Source organism: Trinickia sp. (genome assembly GCF_051954495.1).
Classification (GTDB): Bacteria; Pseudomonadota; Gammaproteobacteria; order Burkholderiales; family Burkholderiaceae; genus Trinickia.
Genome location: NZ_JBQCHR010000161.1, coordinates 1 through 18,134, shown reverse-complemented (window position 1 = coordinate 18,134; position 18,134 = coordinate 1). Strand labels below are relative to the sequence as shown.

General features: G+C 64.9%; 14 protein-coding genes and 1 pseudogene. 10 read left to right on the top strand and 5 right to left on the bottom strand.

The window, feature by feature from the left end:
• Positions 1 to 51 precede the first annotated feature (51 nt).
• From gmd to ACTHNR_RS22110, 4 genes are read left to right on the top strand one after another with little or no spacing between them, the layout of a single operon-like run.
• Entirely contained in the window at positions 52 to 1,179 is a 1,128-nt protein-coding gene (gene gmd / locus ACTHNR_RS22125; RefSeq protein ID WP_440550151.1) for a GDP-mannose 4,6-dehydratase, read from the top strand.
• Between the two features lie 10 nt (positions 1,180 to 1,189).
• Positions 1,190 to 2,143 carry a GDP-L-fucose synthase family protein gene (locus tag ACTHNR_RS22120; RefSeq protein WP_440550148.1) on the top strand — a complete coding sequence of 318 codons (954 nt, stop codon included), beginning with the start codon at positions 1,190 to 1,192 and terminating at the stop codon, positions 2,141 to 2,143.
• 6 nt (positions 2,144 to 2,149) lie between these two features.
• Positions 2,150 to 3,337, top strand: coding sequence for a glycosyltransferase family 4 protein (locus tag ACTHNR_RS22115; RefSeq protein WP_440550145.1), 1,188 nt, complete (start codon positions 2,150 to 2,152; stop codon positions 3,335 to 3,337).
• The gene (locus ACTHNR_RS22110) at positions 3,334 to 4,584 is read left to right on the top strand and encodes a glycosyltransferase WbuB (protein WP_440550142.1); all 1,251 of its coding nucleotides are present in this window, start codon (positions 3,334 to 3,336) and stop codon (positions 4,582 to 4,584) included. The genes ACTHNR_RS22115 and ACTHNR_RS22110 overlap by 4 nt, the downstream gene beginning before the upstream one ends.
• Before the next feature lie 3 nt (positions 4,585 to 4,587).
• On the opposite strand, the gene ACTHNR_RS22105 is transcribed toward ACTHNR_RS22110, so the two are convergent.
• A complete protein-coding gene (locus ACTHNR_RS22105) occupies positions 4,588 to 5,118 on the bottom strand; it encodes a hypothetical protein (RefSeq protein WP_440550139.1) in 531 nt (176 codons plus the stop codon).
• 179 nt (positions 5,119 to 5,297) lie between these two features.
• Here ACTHNR_RS22105 and ACTHNR_RS22100 point away from each other — a divergent pair, with 179 nt between their 5' ends.
• Positions 5,298 to 5,861: a putative colanic acid biosynthesis acetyltransferase gene (locus ACTHNR_RS22100; protein ID WP_440550136.1), complete on the top strand. Its 564-nt coding sequence runs from the start codon at positions 5,298 to 5,300 to the stop codon at positions 5,859 to 5,861.
• Positions 5,862 to 6,024: 163 nt separating this feature from the next.
• Positions 6,025 to 7,776, top strand: a complete 1,752-nt coding sequence (locus ACTHNR_RS22095; protein WP_440550133.1) for an FAD-dependent oxidoreductase — start codon at positions 6,025 to 6,027, stop codon at positions 7,774 to 7,776.
• A 17-nt stretch (positions 7,777 to 7,793) separates the two neighbouring features.
• Here the strand turns inward: ACTHNR_RS22095 and ACTHNR_RS22090 are convergent, their stop codons facing one another.
• Together ACTHNR_RS22090 and ACTHNR_RS22085 are read right to left on the bottom strand one after the other, a co-directional pair.
• Positions 7,794 to 8,993 (bottom strand): glycosyltransferase, encoded by a 1,200-nt coding sequence (locus ACTHNR_RS22090; protein ID WP_440550131.1) that lies wholly within the window; start codon positions 8,991 to 8,993, stop codon positions 7,794 to 7,796.
• On the bottom strand, positions 8,990 to 10,387 hold the full coding sequence (locus tag ACTHNR_RS22085; protein WP_440550128.1) for a hypothetical protein: 1,398 nt from the start codon (positions 10,385 to 10,387) through the stop codon (positions 8,990 to 8,992). The genes ACTHNR_RS22090 and ACTHNR_RS22085 overlap by 4 nt, the downstream gene beginning before the upstream one ends.
• A 304-nt stretch (positions 10,388 to 10,691) precedes the next feature.
• On the opposite strand from ACTHNR_RS22085, the gene ACTHNR_RS22080 reads away from it, so the two are divergent.
• Complete coding sequence (locus ACTHNR_RS22080; RefSeq protein ID WP_440550125.1) at positions 10,692 to 11,843, top strand: acyltransferase family protein; 1,152 nt, start codon at positions 10,692 to 10,694, stop codon at positions 11,841 to 11,843.
• Here the strand turns inward: ACTHNR_RS22080 and ACTHNR_RS22075 are convergent.
• Positions 11,840 to 13,087 (bottom strand): glycosyltransferase, encoded by a 1,248-nt coding sequence (locus ACTHNR_RS22075; RefSeq protein WP_440550251.1) that lies wholly within the window; start codon positions 13,085 to 13,087, stop codon positions 11,840 to 11,842. The genes ACTHNR_RS22080 and ACTHNR_RS22075 overlap by 4 nt on opposite strands.
• 295 nt (positions 13,088 to 13,382) lie before the next feature.
• On the opposite strand from ACTHNR_RS22075, the gene ACTHNR_RS22070 reads away from it, so the two are divergent.
• Positions 13,383 to 14,618: an oligosaccharide flippase family protein gene (locus ACTHNR_RS22070; protein ID WP_440550122.1), complete on the top strand. Its 1,236-nt coding sequence runs from the start codon at positions 13,383 to 13,385 to the stop codon at positions 14,616 to 14,618.
• Positions 14,619 to 15,158: 540 nt separating this feature from the next.
• Positions 15,159 to 16,889: a S10 family peptidase gene (locus ACTHNR_RS22065; RefSeq protein WP_440550119.1), complete on the top strand. Its 1,731-nt coding sequence runs from the start codon at positions 15,159 to 15,161 to the stop codon at positions 16,887 to 16,889.
• A 72-nt stretch (positions 16,890 to 16,961) separates the two neighbouring features.
• Here the strand turns inward: ACTHNR_RS22065 and ACTHNR_RS22060 are convergent, their stop codons facing one another.
• Positions 16,962 to 17,753 carry a sulfite exporter TauE/SafE family protein gene (locus ACTHNR_RS22060; RefSeq protein WP_440550117.1) on the bottom strand — a complete coding sequence of 264 codons (792 nt, stop codon included), beginning with the start codon at positions 17,751 to 17,753 and terminating at the stop codon, positions 16,962 to 16,964.
• A 274-nt stretch (positions 17,754 to 18,027) separates the two neighbouring features.
• Here ACTHNR_RS22060 and ACTHNR_RS22055 point away from each other — a divergent pair.
• Positions 18,028 to 18,134, top strand: a pseudogene (locus ACTHNR_RS22055) (glycosyltransferase family 1 protein); the annotation flags it as partial.

The window sequence follows — 18,134 nt, the reverse complement described above, 5'->3', positions numbered from 1 at the left end:
GCGGCCGTAAGGGCCGGCGCGACACGTTCGACATCGACGAGGAAACGAACGATGAAACGCAAGATCGCTTTGATCACGGGCGTAACGGGGCAAGACGGGGCGTACCTTGCCGAACTGCTGCTCGGCAAGGGCTACGAGGTGCATGGTTTGAAGCGCCGCACGTCGCTTTTCAATACCGATCGCATCGACCATCTCTATCACGATCCGCACGAGGCAGGCGAGGGCGACGCGCAATTGCATCTGCATTACGGCGACCTCACCGATTCGACGAGCCTCATACGCGTCATCCAGAACGTCGAGCCCGATGAGATCTACAACCTCGCCGCGCAGAGCCACGTGGCGGTATCGTTCGACGAGCCGGAATACACGGCGAACGCCGACGGGCTCGGTGCGCTGCGCATCCTCGAAGCAATCCGCATGCTCGGCCGGCACGACTGCACGCGCTTCTACCAGGCATCGACCTCGGAACTCTACGGCCTCGTGCAGGAGACCCCTCAACGCGAGAGCACGCCGTTCTATCCGCGCAGCCCGTACGCCGTGGCGAAACTGTTCGCCTATTGGACGACGGTCAATTACCGCGAAGCGTACGGCATCTACGCGTGCAACGGCATCTTGTTCAATCACGAATCGCCCGTGCGCGGCGAGACCTTCGTCACGCGCAAGATCACGCGCGCGCTCGCGCGCATCGCGGTGGGCCTGCAGCGCGAACTCTACCTAGGCAATCTGTCCTCGCTGCGCGATTGGGGGCATGCGCGCGACTATGTCGAAATGCAGTGGCTCATGCTGCAGCAAGACTCGCCCGAGGATTACGTCATTGCGACGGGCGCGCAGTACAGCGTGCGCGAATTCGTTCAGCGTGCGGCGGCGGAGCTCGGTATTACGGTTCGCTTCGAGGGCAGCGGGCTCGAGGAAGTAGGCGTGGTCGAGAAAGTGAGTAGCCGCGAAACGCGCGTATCGCCGGGGGACGTGATCGTGCGCGTCGACCCGCGCTACTTCAGGCCGACGGAGGTCGATTCCCTTCTAGGCGATTGTTCGAAGGCGCGCGAGAAGCTCGGCTGGCAGCCGAGCACGTCGTTCGAATCGCTTGTGCGCGAGATGGCGCTGGCCGACTACCAGATCGCACGGCGCGATGCGCTCGTGACGTTGGCCGGCTTCAAGGCGCTCGAGCACCACGAGTGAGTGCGCGACGATGGATCGGCAATCACGGATCTTCGTCGCGGGGCACCGCGGCATGGTGGGCTCGGCGCTCGTACGCGAGTTCGCGGCGCACGGGTATCGCAATCTCGTCACGCGCACGCGCGACACCCTCGATTTGACCGACCAGCAGGCCGTGCGCGCCTTCTTTGCGAACGAGGCGATCGATGTCGTCCTGCTGGCGGCCGCGCGCGTGGGCGGCATCCTCGCGAATTCCACGAAGCCGGCGGCCTTCATCTACGACAATCTGGCGATTCAAACGAACGTGATCGACGGTGCGTATCGCGCGGGCGTCGAACGTCTCGTGTTTTTCGGCTCCTCGTGCATTTACCCGAAGCTGTGTCCGCAGCCGATTCTCGAATCGTATTTGCTCAGCGGTCCGCTGGAGCCGACCAACGAACCGTACGCGATCGCGAAGATCGCCGGCCTTAAGCTATGCGAAGCGTACAACCGTCAATACGGCACACGCTACGTCGCACTGATGCCGACGAACCTCTACGGCCCGAACGACAACTACGATCTCGCGGGCAGCCATGTCCTGCCCGCGCTGATTCGCAAGGCGCACGAAGCGAAGCGCGCCCACGCGAAAACGCTGACCGTATGGGGCAGCGGCGAGCCGCGACGCGAATTTTTGCATGTGGACGACCTGGCGAGCGCGACCCGCTTCGTGCTCGAGCACGACGTACGCGACGGCGTATTGAACGTGGGCGCCGGAACGGATTTGACGATACGCGAACTCGCGCAATGCGTTGCCGACGTCGTCGGCTTCGAAGGCCAGCTCGTATTCGACCGGTCCAAGCCCGACGGCACGCCGCGAAAGTTGCTCGACGTGTCGCGGCTTGCACGGATGGGCTGGCGCTCGACGATCGACCTGGCGGACGGCATTCGCGCCACCTACGCTCAGTACGCTGCGCAGCAGGGTGTTTTCGATGCGGCGTCTCACGGATGAGAGAGCATGACAGCCACAGTGACGATTTTTCATAACGTCGTCTGGTCGCGCCACAAGGGGGCGGTGTTTTCCGCGCTCCACAACTTGTCGGCGGCGGGCACGATCCGCTATGCGATGGTGCAGATTGCCGATACGGAGACCGACCGGATCGGTTTTTCCGAGGTCGACTATTCGTTTCATCGCTACCCGATGCGCAAACTGTTCGACGGGTGCTACGAGGACGTGCCGACCTGGAAGATGATCGCCCGGCTCACGACGGAAGTGCTGCAGACGAAATCGGAGCTTGTCGTGTTGCCCGGGTACCACCGGCCGGAGTATTGGGCGATGCTGGCGGCATGCATCGTCACACGCAAGCGGCGCGCCGTGTTTTGCGATTCCACCGCGTTCGACCGGCCGCGCCGGCTCGTCACGTCGATACCCAAGCGGATCTTTTTCTCGCTCTGCGACGGCTACTTCGGTTTCGGCGAACGCAGCCGGGAGTACCTGATGTCGCTCGGCGCGAAGCGCGATCGAATTTTCGTACCGTGCCAAGCCGCCGCGCTGCCGCGTACGTTCTCGGCCGAGCGCGCGCTGGCTGCCAGATCGTCCGCGCGCCTCGACGAGGCTCCTGTGTTTCTCTATGTCGGCAGGCTGTCGGAAGAAAAGGCGATTGGCACGCTGCTCGATGCGTTCGCGCGCGTGCGAAAGTCGCGACCGAACGCCACGTTGCGGATCGTCGGAACGGGGCCGCAGCACGATGCGCTGCACGCGCGAGCCCACACGCTGCACTTCGGCGATGCCGTGCAATTCGTCGGCAGCCTGCAGGACGAACCGTTGTCGAACGAGTACTTCGGCGCAACTTGCCTCGTGCTGCCGAGTTATAGCGAGCCTTGGGGGCTCGTGGTCAACGAGGCGTTGAGTCACGGGTGCCCGGCCGTCGTCAGCGACCGTTGCGGGTGCATGCCTGAGCTCATCGTGGAAGGCGAAACGGGCCTGTCGTTTCCCGCCGGCGACGTCGACGCGCTTGCGCAAGCGTTACTTGAAGCGACATCGCGCTTTCGCGACGTTGGGCAGACGGCGCGCGCCTGCATGGCGCGCATCGCGCGTTTCGATCCGCGCGCCGCCGCGACGAACATCGAGCGCGGCTGCGCGACGATGCTGCGAGAGCCGACCGACGATCAAGCCGCGGCGCGTGCGCGCGGTGCTCGGCAATGAAGCTGCTCATCTACGGTTTGAACTATGCGCCGGAACTGACGGGCACCGGCAAGTACACGGCGGAGATGGCCGAGATGCTGGCTTCGCGCGGGCACGAGGTGCGCGTGGTGTGCGCGCCGCCGTATTATCCGGCGTGGCGCGTGGCGGCCGGCTGGTCGGCGTGGCGTTATGCGCGTGAGCTTCGCGGCGGCGTCGCGGTGCGCCGTGCACCGCTGTGGGTGCCGTCGCATCCGGGCGGGGCGACACGTGTGGCGCATTTGGCCTCGTTCGCCTTGACCTCCATGCTGCCGGTGCTGGCGCAGTGGCGCTGGCGGCCCGATATCGTCATGTCTATCGCGCCTACCTTGCTATGCGCACCGGCGGCGCTGACGCTCGCACGCGCGACGGGGGCCAAGTCGTGGCTGCACGTACAGGACTTCGAGGTGGATGCGGCGTTTGGACTGGGCTTGCTGGAACAGCGCTATGCCGAGCGCGCCGCCCATGCCTTCGAGCGTGCTGTGCTGCATCGGTTCGATATCGTGTCGTCGATCTCGGAGCGCATGGTTCAAAAGTTGTCGGCGCTTGGCGTGGATCCGTCGCGCGCCCTTTGCCTGCCGAATTGGGTCGATGTCGAAGCGATCCACCCGCTCGATCGTGCAAGCGCGTACCGGCGAGAGTTGAGTATCGGAGAGCATGACAAGGTCGTGCTCTATGCCGGAAACATGGGCGCGAAGCAAGGACTCGAACATGTGTTGACGGCGGCCGCGCTGCTCGAATCGCGCGCCGATATCCGATTCGTGTTTTGCGGCGATGGGCTCTGGCGACAGACGCTGGCGCGCGAATGCGAGCGGTTGACGAACTGCGTCATGATCGGTCTGCAGCCGGCCGAGCGGCTCAACGAACTGCTCAATCTCGCCGATATCCACGTGTTGCCGCAGCGCGCCGACGCAGCCGATCTCGTCATGCCGTCGAAACTGACTGGAATGATGGCGAGCGGCCGCGCTATCGTCGCCATGGCGCGCGAGGGCACACAGCTTTGCGAGGCGCTCGCGGGGCGCGGCGCCGTGGTCCAACCTGAAAACGGCGCGGCGCTGGCTTTTGCGATCGAAACGTTGGCGGACGACGAAGTCATGCGCGCGCGGCTTGGACAGGCGGCGAGACACTACGCGGTGACCGCGCTTTCGCCCGCAGCGATCATGACCAAGCTGGAAGCGACGTTGCAGGCATGCCGCGACGCAACGTACCGGCAGGAGCCGGCTCGCCCATAGGCGTTACCAAGGCATCTTGTACACCTGCCCCGCGGCTTTCCCGACATCGCCGGGCCCGTGGTAAATCGACAGCGCCGACCCCATCGGCGTTTGAGCGCCCGGATCGGCTTTGTTCGCTTTTGCTTCGCCCGGGTCGTCGTTGGCGGCCAGATCGGGCGGCGCCTTAGCTTTTCCGTTTCCTCGCGCCGCGGGCTTCGGCCCGTATCCTTCGTTCGCCAGCGCCCCACGCGGTACGCGTTGCGTGTTTCGCAAGGCCGAGCCCTCGCGTCCTGCCGCGTCGTACGCCGAGCGATACGGATCGTCGAGCGCCGCCGGTGCGCCGAGCAATGCCTCAGGATCGCCGCCGATCCCTCCGAGCCGATCCGCGGCGGCGCGGGCGGCCGCATCGCGATCTTCAGGGGCTAGGCGCTGGTCCGCCGCGTTGTTTGGGGCTCGCTCACCCATGAATTGCTGCGCTTGCGCCCCGACAGGGGCGACGAAGGCCGGTAAAGCCGCGAGCAGCGCCGCACGCAGGCATCGAAATCCGAGATTCACGCGGGCCTCCATTGTACGCATCGGCACGTTTGCATGCTCTCGCTCACGCTGCTGCTCGCTCCGCCAAAACACCGGTTCGCTCCGCCATCGGCTCATGCCGGAGCGCGAGGCGGGACCTATAGCGCGGGATAATCGTCGGCATCCCAGGCAGCCAACCTGTCGTCGTATTGCGAACCGCTATGGACCGCCCGCTCGTGCCCGTCATCGATCTGAGTCAAGCCGGAAAGGGCAATTACGTGGCCAAACGCGCTTGGCTCGTACAAGCGCTATGGTTCGTGCTGGAAGCATGCGTCGTCAACAACAAGCTCAATCCGAGTTCCGCTTTACGCGTGGCATTGATGCGTCTATTCGGCGCGAAGATCGGCGAGGGCTGCCGCTTCCCGCACCCGCTGCGGGTCAAGGCGCCTTGGAATCTGGAGGTCGGCGATCACTGCTGGTTCGGCGTGGACGTCTGGCTTTACAACCAAGCGCCGCTCCTCATTGGCTCGCACGTGTGCATTTCGCAGGGCGCGTTTCTGACGACCGGCTCGCACGAAGCGGCCACCACGATGGATTTGCGCGTGGCGCCGATCGTCATCGAAGACGGCGTCTGGATCACCTCCAAATGCGTCGTGCAAATGGGCGTACGCATCGGACGCTCGGCGCTCGTCACACCGCTCTCGGTCGTGCATCGTTCGCTCGCGCCGGGCGGCGTCTACGGCGGCAATCCGTGCCGTTTCATTCGCCGTCGATTTCCTTCCTGAAACGTTCGCCGAAAACGAAACACGCGTGTCCGAGCGCCCGCATTCGTTCGCCCATGCAAGGCGAATGCAAGCTCGCGCGGCCATGGCGAAACGCGCCGTGATGTTGTCGGATGGATGCGGCACGGCGGCCCGAAGATAAGCGGAAAGAAGGAACGGAGAAGTCATGTTCATCGATACGCGGGGCATCGACGAAGGTCGGGAAATCGAAACGACGGTATGTATCGTCGGCGCGGGTGTCGCCGGCATTACGCTCGCGCTCGAACTCGATCGTTGCGGCATCGACACCTGCTTGCTCGAGAGCGGCGGGTATCGGCCCGACGACGATACGCGCGATCTCTATCGCGGCGAGAACGTCGGGTTGCCGTATGCGTTTGCCGACGGCAGCCGCAGCCGCTATCTCGGCGGCAGCAGCAACTGCTGGGGCGGCTGGTGCAGGCCGCTCGATCCTTGGGATTTCGAGGCGCGCGATTGGGTGCCGGGCAGCGGCTGGCCGTTCGGGCTCGACGAACTCGCACCACACTACGCACGCACGCACGCGCTGCTCAAGCTCGGCCCCAACGAGTTCGACCCTGCGTTTTGGGAACGATCGATCGGGCGCGCCGACGTCAAGCGCATTCCGCTCGTCACGGGGCACGTGCGCGATACGATCGCGCAGTTCAGTCCGCCCGCCCGGTTCGGCAAGCTCTATCGGGGAGACCTCGAACGCTCGCCGCACATTCGCGTGTTTTTGCACGCGAACGTCGTGCACATCGATACCGATGCCGATGCGGCCCACGTGGCGCGCGTGCAGGTGGCGACGTTGACGGGGCGGCGCATGACCGTCACGGCCAAACGCTTCGTGCTTGCCGCGGGGGGGATCGAAAACGCGCGGCTGCTCCTCGCGTCGAATCGGGTGCAGGCCGAGGGTTTGGGTAACGCGTTCGACAACGTCGGCCGGTATTTCATGGATCATCCGCGCATCATGTCGGGGAGCGTTCGATTCTCGAAAGCGTGGTCGCGCAACAAGCTCTACGACATCAAGTATCACTATCAAAACGCCGCGGTCGCCGCGCACGGCACGCCCATCTCGTCGCAGTTCGCGCTGACGCCCGAGATGCTGCGCCGTGAACGCCTGCTGAATTCGCGCGTGTGGTTTTTCTCGCTGTTTTACGGCGAAGGCAGCGAAGGCGCCGAGGCGTTGATCCGCTGCAAGCAGGCATTGCTACGCAAGGATCAGCCGGGCTGGCGCTTTAGCGAGGATCTCGCGACCATGCTGGCGCATCCGCTCGATACGGCCGGCTTCGGCCTGACGCGGCTGCTGCAGCCGCGCTCGCTGATCCGCGACGTCAAGCTGCAGGCGATCGTAGAAGCGCAGCCCAATCGCGACAGCCGCGTCACGTTGAGCGAGCAGCGCGACAGGCTCGGCATGCCGCGCGTCAAAGTCGCATGGCGGCTCACCGAACTCGCGCAGCGCACGTTCGATCGCACGTTCGCGTTGATGGCGGAGGAATTGCGCCGAAGCGGCGTCGGCCAGGTGGAACTCGATGCACCGCTAGAGGGCCGCGCGTGGCCCGAGACGCTTGAAGGGACGTGGCATCACATGGGCACGACGCGCATGCACGATTCGCCGCGTGAAGGGGTCGTGGATCGCGACTGCAAGGTGTTCGGCATCGACAATCTGTTCGTCGCCGGCAGTTCGGTGTTCCCGACGGTGGGCGCGAATTTCCCGACGATTACGATCGCCGCGCTTGCGCTAAGACTTGCCGGTCATCTCGTGCAGTCGCTGCATACGCCCGATGCGTTCGTCGCTTCCAAGGCGCCATCGGACGTAGGAGCGGACCGTGTTGCCGCGCCGCTCGCGGCAGCGCTGCCGTTCGCTTCGGTCCTTGCCCGCATCGTCAAACACCCGTTGCCCGACGGCGCGCGGCGGCGTTGACCGAACGGCGCGTCGACTCAGGCGGCGGCGCGCGGCGCGGCCGCGGCGTTCGCCCGACAGGTGGCGTCGCGATCTTCCTCGAGCACCTGTAGCAGCCGCCGGGCGTGCGCATCGACCGTGAAGCGCGCGGCGAACGCGTCGCGCGCCTGCATGCGCATGCGGGCCTGTGAACTTGCGTCGAGCGCCAGCCATCGGCGCAGATTGGCGAGCGCGCCGGAGACGGTGTCCGATGCGACGAAGCCGGCGCGATCGGCCGCGATCTCGCGCCAGATATTGATCTTGTCGGAGATCAGCACGGGCGTGCCGCTCGCGAGCGCTTCGACGACGGCCACGCCGAAGTTCTCCTGATGCGACGGCAAGACGAAGGCGTCGCTCGCGGCGAGCGCTCCCCACTTCAGATCGTTTTGCAGCAGGCCCGTCCACGTGACGCGTCCGGCGATGCCTAGCCGGGCGGCGAGGGCGTGAAGCTGCGAGATCGTGTCGTCATCGCCCGCGCCGGCGAACGCGAGATGCAACGTCGGGTCGCTCTGCGCAACCTGTGCAAAGGCGTGCAGCACGATGTCGCATCCTTTCTTCGGATGAAGCCGACCGAGAAAAAGCAGTATCCGTTGCCCCGACAGCGACGGGTACGCCGCCAAGAACGCGGCTCGCAGGCGCGCCGCGTCGCCTGGCGGCGCGGCCGCACCGAACGAAACGACGCGTTCGCGCACGCGGTAGAGCCAGAACGATTGCCGCGCCAGAAGCCGCTCTTCGTCGGTCGTGAAGAGGACGGCCCGGGCATCGCGCAGCACGCGATATTCGCCCCACGGCCAATAGAGCCACTTCTTCGCATGCTTTAGCGGGTACGTTTGCTTGAACCACGGATCGAGCATGCCGTGTGCAAACACGTAATACGGTACGTCGAGCGCGCGCAATGCTTGACGCGTTGCGAAGCCGGGATATTGCCAAAGGCCATGCACGACGATCGCGTCGAAGCGCGGGGCATGCGTGCGCAGCCAGCCGAGCGCCTGCGGAGCATAGCCGTATCTGCCGCGCGCCGGCCCTAGCGGGGCCACGGGCAACGGCGCCGCCGTGAGGAACGGCGCGCGCGGATCGTCGAGCGTCGCCGCTTCGACGTGATGTCCCATCGCGGCCAAAGCGAGCGCGCTTTGACGCATGCCTTCGACCGGGCCGCCGGCGGCGGGGTCGAGCGTGGGCAATACGTTGAGGAGCTTCATGGCGCGTCGAGGGCTTCGAGCTTGGGCGGCGGCGCGTGAGCGCGCGGTGCGAGGGCCGGTGCGTTCGCGGCGGCCGCGCGCCGAGACAGCTGCGCATGCATGGCCACCATCAGCCCGAGCGACACGCCGAATACGAGCCCGGAAAAGCGCGGGCCGAGCGGATTGCCGCCCACGGAGGTGGCGGGCAGCGCAGCCGTGAGCAGGATGGCGCGGCCCAGCACGGGCAACTGAGGTGCGTCGGGCGCATCGATGCGCCAGCGTCGGTACGCGAGCGCGCAACGTGCTAGCGCATAAAGCAGCGCGAGGGGAAAGGCCAGGCCGAAGAGCAGGCCGCCGGCGAAGAACTGATAGACCCAGAAGTTATGTCCCGCGGCCCAGTCGCGCTGCTCAAAATAATCCTTCTTGCTGATTTGTCCCGCGACGTCGGGCAAGAAGGCGGGGGAATAGCCGTACGCGTGGCCATAGCCCTTGCCGAACAGCAACGAACCGAACGAGTCGACGGTTTGGTCGTATTGATCGCGCATTTCGGCCAGGCGGGTGATCGTCGTCGGGTCTTCGCCGGTCCGCGTGGCGTCTTTCGCGAACTCGATGCGCTGCACCCAGTGCTCGGTGACGTCGGGAAAGCACGACGCGGCGCCCACGGCCATCGCGCCGAGCAGTGCGGCGCCCAGCGCCGCGCGCAGCGTCGCGTGTGCAAGGTAGTGCGACCCCGCGGCGCTCATCCACACCGCCAGCGCAAACAGCAACGCAGTGCCGACCAGCAGCGAGCGGGTCACGCTCAACAGTTCGATGACGATGGTCGCCATGAACAGCGCAAGCGTGAGAGCGGTAAAGCGTTTGGCGATGACGAACTCGTGCAGCAAGACGCCTTGCAAGCCTAGGAAGGTCACGGAGACGATCCGATAGCGGACCTCCGCGAGCGGACCTGCGACCATGAGCCCATAGAGGCAGGTAAAGGCGAGGCTCACGACGTTGCCCCAGAACAGCGCCTTCTCGAACTGTTCGATGCGCGCTTCCTGCCACGGTCTGCAAGCCGCGATGAACCCGAGTTGAAACAACGCGAAGGGCAGCAATACGCGCAGGTAGTGCCCCACGGTGTTTGCTTCGATCCACTCTGTAACGAGGCTCGCCGGTACGGCCAGTATCAGCGAGAGGCTCAGCGCGGCGCGCAGCGGCGAGCGGTCGCGAAAGCGCGGGCCGATCAGCGCGAGAATGACGCCCGCGCCGAGCGTTGGGATCGTCAGCAGAATTTGCGCGACATGGCTGTCGCCCGTCGCCGCCGCCTTGTAGTCCATGGCGAGCGGGAAGACGAATAGCCAGATCCACAAGTGCGCATAGGGATTGCGCGTCGCTTGACGCACCCCCAATGCGAATCGGTATTGCGCCTCTAACATGACGGAGCGGTTTCCATTCGTTGGCGAGGGGTGGCCCGTCGTTCGTCACAGGCCCGATTCACGAGCCGACTATACCGCTCGCCTGGGTGCGGAAAGCGTCGGCTGGCGGCGCCCGACTAGCGTTCGGCGGACGGGGACGGGTCGACGCGTGGCCGCATGCGGCGTCGTCCGGCAAGGGCCGTGCCGCGATCATGGGCGCCGCGCATGTTGTCGGCTGCCGCCGCGATATTGGCGGATGCATCTGCACCGCTCGACCGAAGATCGAAGGGCCGAATCGACGGCGGCCACGGGGAAGGAACCGACGATGATCAAGAATCCGTTCGGAGGGGCCAAAGCCCTCGTGCGCAATCGGTCGATCGAACTCGATTTCCTGCGTGGGATCGCGATTCTCGCCGTGATGGGGTATCACTTTCGCTCGGTCGATCCGGGGCTGACGATCGTTTCCATCGCCCAATATCCGTTTACGCATTTCGGTCGAGAGGGCGTCAATCTCTTCTTCACGCTGAGCGGGTTTCTCGTCGGCGGGCTGCTGCTGAAGCAATACGCCGAACGCGGCGCAATCGATGCGCGGCGCTTCATCGTCAGACGGATCTTTAAGATTTGGCCGGCCTATTACGTGCTCATCGCGTTTCATGCGATCGTACGGCGGCATCCGCTCGACACCTTTCTCGTTCAGAATCTCACGCACCTGCAGAACTACCTCGGCACCTCGATTTCACAAACGTGGAGCTTGGCGGTCGAGGAGCACTTTTATCTGTTTCTGCCAGCCGTGCTGCTGCTATTCGCGCGGTGGCGTCTGGGCGCGCGCGGGATACTCGCGTTGCTGGGCCTCGTTTGCCTGAGCGTATTGGCGATGCGCTCGGTTGCGGTCGCACAAGGGCGCCTGGACGCTGCCTTCGGCTATACGCAATACCGGATCGACAGCTTGCTGGCCGGCGTGATGCTCGCTGTCGTCTACTGGATGCTCCCCGATCTGTATCGACGTTTCGCGCGTCAAACTTGGCTGCTCGTCGCGCTCGTCGCCGGCCTTGCCGCATGGCTCGGCTTAGCGACGCCGCACTACGCGCTCGATGAAAGCATCGGCTATACGATTCAATCGATCGGCTTCGTCGCGCTGATCGTCCTCATGCTCGAGCATGCCGCCGCAATACGCCATACGTGGTGGTTCCGCGCGGTGGCATGGGTGGGCGTCTATTCGTACGGAATCTATCTCTGGCATTCGCTGGCGCTCGCGCCGGGCGACGCATTCATCGCCAAGGCCACGGGAGCGGGCGTGCCGCGCCTAGTGATCTGGGCCGCCGCGCTCGCCTTGCAATCGGCGATCGCGATCGGTGTCGGCTACGTGACGACGCGAGCCATCGAGTTTCCGTTCCTGCGTCTACGAAACGCGTTGTTTCCGGCTCTGCGAGACACGAGCGCGCCGGCCACGGGCTCGATGCGTACAGCCCAGTCCTAGACGCGTACGCCCTCCGCCGTCGACGCCTCGCGCAGCGTGCGCTTGAATGCGTCGAGCGTGTTGCGCGCAAGCAGCGCTTGATGTCCGCTGGTCTGCGACCGAGCTGTTCTAGGCGAACCGTCGAAAGCTTGGGCGACGGCCCGCGCAATGGCCGCTTCCGACAGATCGTCGAGCACCGGGCCGAGTGCCCCGCTCGCGCAGAACCATCCGATCAATCCTTCCGACGTCGCAATCACCGTTTTGTCGAACCGATAGGCCTGCACGAGTACGCCGCTCATGCCGTAGTGGCCGTTATAGCCAAGCCACACGGCATCGCAGGCGGAAAACAGATCGAACTCGAGGTCGTTCGGGATGAATCGATCGACGACGATGGGTGGCGGCGTCAAGTGCGGCGCGTGTTCGCTCAAGAACGCGCGGGTATCGGCGTCTTGCTCGCCTGCCACGACGAGGGTGGGGGCCCGCTCCATGCGCTCGAGCGCGGCGACGAGTTCGCGAATGCCCTTGCGTTCGGTGATCGACCCATAGACGAGCAGATGCGGCCCGGGTGCGAAGCCGAGCCGCGCGCGCGCCGCCGCCGGCTCATCGGCGCGCGCGTCGGGGAATGGGTCCGCGAGATAGCTGATCGCGGCGTGCCGAGCCGGCAGTGCGCGCTCCGTCCATTCGGGCAGCGTCGGATCGATCGAGAGCAGCGTGCGCAGCCCGCGTGCGCCGACGGCGCGGCGAAACAGTTGCGCCTTCACGATGTCGACGAGCGGACGGTCGGGCGCTTTGATGCCGACCGAGCGATGATGAAACGTCGAACGCATCGTGATGCCGATCCACGGCGTGTCACCGAAGGGCGAGCCGAGAAACGGCACGGCGTAGAGAAAGTAGTCGACGTAAGGGACGACGACAAGACCCACTCGATCGCGTACGAGCTCGCGTGCGACGCGGTAGACGTGTTCGAAATAGCGGTGATAGCGCACGTAGGGGACGCGCTCGATGCGGGCCGCGATGCCGCGCGCGGGCGGCGGATCGTCGACGAACGCGACTTCGAGATCGGGGTGGCGCGCGGCCACGATCTCGCGCGCGAGACGGTGGTCTTCGTTGCAAGGCGCCGTGGCGATCAAGCAGGGTCGACCCGCCTCGGCATAGGCTTGCGCGGCCCATTGCGCGTAACGCCAGCGATGCCCGGTGAAGTTCGGCTCGATGACGAGCACTTTCGTGTGGAGCGGCGAGTATGACGAGGGCGGCGTATGCGGCATGGTCGACGGCAGGGAAGGACGGGAAAAGGGCGCCGGCATGGCGGTGTGCTTCGCGTCGGCGTTCGCCGCGCCTCGTGGCATCGATCGCGAAAACGGTAGCACCGGCGACTAGGCGTGCGCCGCCAATGTCTCGCGCGTTTCCGCCAGGGCGCGCCGCGCGCGCGGGTCTGGCGGATCGTCGCTATCACATGGCGTTTCTCGGCGGCATCGACGCGTTACTTTGTTTCGCGGTCCATTTGCCGTTTTACCTCGCCCTGCCAATGTGAACACCTTGCCGGAGCACAGAGCGCGATCGATGCGGTTCGCCGCGTCGTCGCTGCGCGCGTCTCTCGCGCCGAACGCCGCGACGTGGGTGCTTGCGCAGCAAGTGGCCGTGCGCGGGCTCGTTGCGGTCAAGTTCTTGGCGATCGGCCGCATCCTCGGGCCGGCGGCGATCGGCAGCGTCAGTGTGGCGCTGTTGGCGGTCGCGATCGCCGAATCGTTGTCCGACACGGGGCTCGCGCAAGCCGTCGTCCAAGGCAAGGACACCCCTACGCGTGACGAACTCGGCGCGGTTTTTACGACGCTGGTCGCGCGCGGGGCAGGCGTCGCGCTCGTGCTGCTCGCGCTGGCGCCGTTCATGGCGGGCCAATTCCATTTGGGCGGCGCGTGGCTGCTGCAGATGGCGGCGATATTGCCGCTCGTGCGCGGTTGCGCTTCGCCGGGCTATTACGTCGCGCAGCGCGAGCGCCGCTTCTCGCGCCTAGCGGCCATCGAAGTGGGCGCGGCGCTGGCCGATTGCTGTGTGGGCCTGACATTGGCCCTTACGGGCGCGGGTGCGTCCTCGGTCCTCATCGGCATGTTGTGCGGCGAAGCGATCAAAAGCGCGCTGACATGGGCCGTCTTGGCGCACCGCCCGCCGCTCGCGCCGCGCTGGTCGGGCATCGGCCACTACCTCGGGTTCTCGCGCTGGATCTGGGCCGGCAGCGTCGTCAACCTCGTCCTCAATCAATTCGACAAGGTCGTCGTCGGCAAGATGCTCGGGCCGGCCCAGCTTGGCGCCTATCAAATGTCGTCTCGACTCGCGCAGATGCTGCTCGCCGATGCGGCGCTCGCGCTGTCGCAGTATCTGTTTCCGACGTTCGCCGCCCATCATCGCGCCGACGCCGCCCAAGCGGCACGGCTTTTCAAGCGATGGCTCGCCCTCGGCGCATGCGCCGTCGTGCTCATCGTGCTCGTGCTGCGCGCGCTGGCGGCGCCGTTGTTCGCGCTCGTGCTGGGACCGCAGTGGATGTCGGCCGTGCCGCTCTTTCGCGTCTTCGTCGTCAACATGGCGCTCGGCTCCTTGATCGCCGTGCTGGTCGCTTATCTGCGTGCGCGGGGCGATGCGCGTACGGCGGCGCAAGCTTCGGCGATGCAAGTCGTCGTGTTGTTCGCGGTCGTACCGGTCTCATTGCATGCGTGGGGCGTGATCGGCATTGCATGGGGGATGACCGCCGGGCTCGCGGTCGCGGGCCTGTGGATGGTCTACCGGGCGGTGAAGCCGCGCTGACCGGCGCCGAACGTCGAGCATGCGAAATGTCGTGCAACGGCATGCGCATAGCGTCAATGCATCGCTTCTTCGATCGAGAATAATCAATTTGAAAGAATCGAAATGAATCGATATGCGCGAGAATGACAAATCAGTATATCGATTTATGATGAAATTCGACGAATGCCTCGAATGAATCGCCGTTAATTATTTTCGATTTTCTTGGGATATTTTTGGCGGCGAAATATAACGGTCGATTACGCGTATGCGCGTGTGACGGTGTGCATATGCGTTATTCGATGTGAGGCGATCGGCTTCACGGTCCTTGAACGATCGGTGTCGGAATAACTACGGGGCTTAGTGCTTCGCGGTGCCGTATTGCCTGCGTTATTTCGCGGCATCTCGCCGTTCGATATCTCTTTTGCTCGAAATCGTATTGGGTTGCGAGTCGCCGTGCGGCTTCAGTCTGAATGCTCGGCGGCTACGCGAAAAGCGTCGCCGAAAACGTGTGTTTCAGGCGGTGGTATTCAAAGTGAATTTTCCATAAAGGTGATAACAATCATGAAAAACATGTGGCTATCGAGAAGCAAGGCGGCGCCGTTCGCGGCCGCGGCGTTTGCCGCCATCGTACTCGCCGGTTGCGGCGGTGGCGACGGTTCGTCGACGAACGGCGGCGCGGCCGCCAATTCGGCCGCGACCTCGGCGCCGACTTCCGCCACGCCGCCCGCCGACGTGGCGTTGAACGACAACGACGTCTACGGCGCCGGGCCGAACGATTCGGTGGCCGACGCGAAGGAGGCCGTCGCCATTTCTCACCATTCGGTGACGATCGGTGGAAAGACGATCGCCTATACGGCGCGCGCGGGCCATCTGACCACGATCGACGCCTCGACGTCGCAGCCGAACGCGAAGATGTTCTACGTCGCCTATACGGCGGACAATCCCGATCCCACCAAACCGCGCCCCGTGACGTTCTTCTATAACGGCGGCCCCGGCTCGTCGTCGGTCTATCTGCTGCTCGGCTCGTTTGGGCCCAAGCGCATTCAATCGTCGTTCCCGAACTTCACGCCCCCCGCGCCGTACAAGTTGCTCGACAACCCCGACAGCCTGCTCGACCACTCCGACCTCGTCTTCATCAATCCCGTGGGCACGGGCTACTCGGCGGCCATCGCGCCGTTCAAGAACAAGGACTTCTGGGGCGTCGACCAAGACGCGCGCTCCATCGATCGCTTCATCCAGCGCTACTTGACGATGTACAACCGCTGGAATTCGCCGAAGTTTCTGTTCGGCGAATCGTACGGCACGGCGCGCAGTGCAGTCGTTTCGTGGGTGCTGCACGAAGACGGCATCGAGCTGAACGGGATCACGCTGCAATCGTCGATTCTCGACTACTCGAACGCGGTCAGCGCCATCGGCTTATTCCCGACGCTTGCGGCCGATGCGTACTACTACAAGAAGGACAGCATCTTTCCGCCGCCTACCGACTTGCCCACCTATATGCAGCAAGTCATGAACTATGCGACCAATACGCTGATGCCGCTCGCGCAGGCGCCCAACCCCGGGGACGGCGGCTTCGTCAATACGCGGTTGAACATGACGCTGCCCGTCGCTCAGCAGATGCAGCAGTACCTGGGCGTCGATCCGATCACGCTGATTCAGGAATACGGCAACCCGGCCGGCTTCGGCAACTTCTTCGGCACGCTCGTGCCGGGGACCGCCATCGGTCAGTACGACGGCCGCGCGACATCGATCAATACGGGCATCGGCCCGTTCATCCTGCCGAACGCGGGCGGCAACGACCCTTCGATCACGAATGTGGCCGGCGTTTATACGGTCGAGTGGAACGATTACCTGCACAACGGCTTGAAATACACGTCGACGTCCTCGTTCGTCGATCTGAACGATCAGGTCTTCAACAACTGGGACTTCAGTCACGTCGATCCGACGGGGGCCGCCAAGGGCGGGGGCAACACGCTCTACACGGCCGGCGACTTGGCCGCGACGATGACGCTGAACCCGGATCTGAAAGTGTTCTCGGCCAACGGCTACTACGACGCGGTCACGCCGTTCTTCCAAACGGCGCTCACGCTCGCGAGCATGCCGATCGATCCGTCGTTGCAGTCGAACATCCTCACGCGGCGCTATCCGTCAGGCCACATGATCTACCTCGACGATCCGTCCCGTACGGCGATGAAGGGCGACTTGGCGGGTTTCTACGACACCGTGATGGCGAACCGCTCGGCGTTGATGCGCGTGCTGAACCGGCAGCATCCGCCGGGCATGGCGAACTAGCGCGCGTCTTAGCCGGTAGGGAAAGGCGCGCCGGAAGGGGCGGGGGCGGTTCGGTCGTCCCGCCCCCCGGCGCTACGCCCAGACGAGCCGCACGCCGACGAGCACGAGCACCGCCGCGAGCAGATTGCGCAGCAGCGCCTCGGGCGAGCGTGCGGACAGATGACTGCCGAGTGCGATGCCGGGCAGCGAGCCGATCAGCAGCGAGACGAGCATGGCGCCATCGACCGAGCCAAGCATCCAGTGGCCCATGCCCGCGACCAGCGTGAGGGGCACCGCATGTGCGATATCGGAGCCGACGATGCGCGATGTAGGCAGCAGGGGGTAAAGCAGCAGCAAAACAGTTACGCCGATGGCGCCGGCGCCGACCGAGGTGAGCGACACGAGCGCGCCGAGCACGGCGCCCGTGAGCGCCGTGAGGAGCGCGGTGCGCGTGGGGCTCATGGATCGCGGGCCGCGGCCTGCCGCAAACTTGGCAAGCTGGGGCCGGAAGATCAGCGCCACCGAGGTGATCAAGAGCGCCGTGCCGAGCACGTGCTGAATCAGCGACGTGGCCGCGCTCGAATGCATGCCGAAGCGATGCAGCAGCCATAGTGTGACGATCGCCGCGGGGACGCTGCCGGCGGCGAGCCGGCCGGTGATGCGCCAGTCGACCGAACCCTTGAGCCCATGCACGAGCGTGCCCGTTGCCTTCGTGACGGCGGCGTAGAGCAGATCCGTTCCCACCGCGGTGGCCGGGTGCACCCCGAAGAGCAGCACGAGCAATGGCGTCATCAACGACCCGCCGCCCACGCCCGTCAAGCCGACGAGAAAGCCGACGCCTAGGCCGGACGCGGAGTACAGGAGGTTGATGTGGGGCAAATGCATCGTGCGATAGGGATGGTCGAGCGGCCGGGGCTGGAGGACGGTGGATGAGGGTGGATCAGCGCGGATGAGGGAGCGATTGTAAGCCGCGGCCGCCGCATCCTTTAGAACATTCCGCGATATCGTTAGAACATTCGGCGATAAATGAGCGTCGGATTCGGCGCGCCCAAACAGCGAGCCGCGTCCGAAGACGACTAGACGATGGCGCACGGGGGCAGGGGGCGGTGCGGTACGGTTCCGATGGCGCTCGAGCAGTTCGGCTCGGGGCAACGACACCATGCGCATTCTTCAGTTGGTACTCGCGCCTCGGCTTTCCGGCGCGGAAATGCTCGTCAAGGGCATCGCGATCGGCCATCGGGCGAGCGGTCATGCCGTCTGCGTCGC